We start from the raw sequence: 2,164 nt of genomic DNA, 5'->3' as shown, positions 1-2,164 counted from the left end.
AAATTGCCGATGCTCATCGATATGTCGACAAAGGGCACAAAAAGGGGAGTGTAGTCATCACTGTTGGGTAAATCAAAGGAATCTAACGAATCTGTCAAAAAAGTCCTTAAATTCCAATTTTGACGCCCTCGTAAAAAGTATTTCTCTAATTTCACCGCTTCCTGTCCTCAAAAACTGATTATTATCTAATTTTCCTGCAACGGCCCACCATTTGCTCCAGAGTTGTCTTGGCTTGCCTTAATTGGCTTCAACAATGCACTGAAATGTATAATATCACTCACAATACCGCCTCTACGCTGACTGAGGAAGCATTTGGGCGGAGCTCAGGACATACTTTGTGGTTCTGAACATATTCACAGCCAGCACTTTCATTGTCTCAGCAAAACGCATACACTCAAGCCCCCTATACCGAAGTCGCCTTGCCCCGGTCTGATGAATGATTCTGGAAATGGAAGCCTCCACCCCAGCACGCATCCCATATTTATTCTTGAACGCCTTAGTCTGTTCATATTCTCTGCGTAACCAGAGTTTCACAACTTTCTCTGTATAAGACAAGAGGTAGAAGCTCTTACCCTTCCTCACACGACACAGTGACTGGAGAGGGCACTCAGAGCACACATCCTTTTCCCACAAGGCGGTCTTACTTCCTTTGTGTTTATTACTTTTAATTCTAGAGGGAGAGTTACCTGCAGGACAGGTGATAATATCGTAATCCTGATTAAACTCAAAACCCGGGAAGTCCTTCTTGCTTTTTTTACCATAGACCGGAGCAACCAGTTCTGTACCATCTGCCCTGGCTAATTCAACATTATCCTGACTCCCATATAAAGTATCTGCTACTAATTCTTCCGGACGATTACCACGTTCACTTACATCTTCCAGGGCGGCCTTAACTGCGCCTGAGTCATGCGTATGTGCTGGCTCAACTGCAACATGAGTGAATAGATCCAGACGGGGATCATCACCCTTTTGCCCGGCTTTCTCAGCATGGGTCTCCATCACCTGAACCTGATAACCCTGTCCCTTATGGCCATCATAACTGGCATCAACATCAGAAGGGTTCTGCAAACTGTCTGATGGTACATCCTTATTAGCTGTAACCTTTACCTGCTTATCTGAATCCACCTGACAATGCTCACCAAACACCCGTTTCATGAGACCATAACTATAGAGTCCGATCACAGCTTCATTGTCAGAAAACAACAGGATCAACTCATAGAGATCCTCAGCTATCTCCTGTAAACGCACACCCGTCTCTGAGGGTCTTACTTCTCCAAAATACCTGATATCTTTTTCGTCCAGATAACGCACCCTGAAGCGTTTATCAAGATCTTCATACAGCTCATAGTGGTGGCGCTTGAAGTTCCGTAAAAACCTTGTGATCACACGAGACAGAATACGAACACGACCCAATCTGGCCATATTAGAATGCACGTGGACACTATCCAGTCGCTGACGACTCGTGTCAACATCAAAGTGCTTTATTAGATGATCCACCGTGATATTAAAGATACTCAGACCAGCCTCTGTACCTGTCAACAGATTGCGAACATTCCACAGAGTCCGTTCAGATATAACCTGATCATTAACATCATAGTTATCCAGGGCATAATGCCATTGCTGATTAAAGGCCAGCTCTTCTATAGTACGCTCATCCGTAAGATCGAAAAACTGCTGGAGGATTACACCACCCATAACAGTGAATAACTCCTTACTGGGGCGACCCATTGTAGGTGAATAATTTAGGGCTAGCTTTGCTACAGGCAGGTTGGGTAGGATATATGTCTGAAACACACCAGCCCAGGTCTTTTTAAGCAGCTTTACTTTCCGTTCACTGAGGCTGCCTTTCCAGGCTGGCATTCCATCAAATGTTAACTGGTTTCGGTTCTTTATCTTTCGCACAAAATAGACCTTATCTAATTGTTATTATTACCACTTAAAGATAATCTAAACCAGCCAAAATACAAGAGATATATTGCCTTAACCACTATATATATCAGTTACTTACACTGATTCACTACTTTTTGCGGTTCCGTCAATATTGCCCAGAGTGGGAAAATACATAGAGTCTCGCTGTTGGGAGCTGGATTTGATGTATTCACGTCAAGTGATCCTGGTATGTCAGGGCAACGGTTATGAAATGATTTTTTTTAATCTATCCAAT

At 43.5% G+C, this 2,164-nt stretch carries 1 protein-coding gene; it reads right to left on the bottom strand.

The features are described 5' to 3' along the window. Positions 1 to 291: 291 nt before the first annotated feature. A complete protein-coding gene (locus U9Q77_11230) occupies positions 292 to 1,902 on the bottom strand; it encodes a transposase (protein ID MEA3287928.1) in 1,611 nt (536 codons plus the stop codon). Positions 1,903 to 2,164: the final 262 nt, after the last annotated feature.

Source organism: Candidatus Neomarinimicrobiota bacterium, assembly GCA_034716895.1.
Lineage (GTDB): Bacteria > Fidelibacterota > UBA8477 > UBA8477 > JABMPR01 > JABMPR01.
This window is presented reverse-complemented; position numbering and strand designations above follow the sequence as displayed.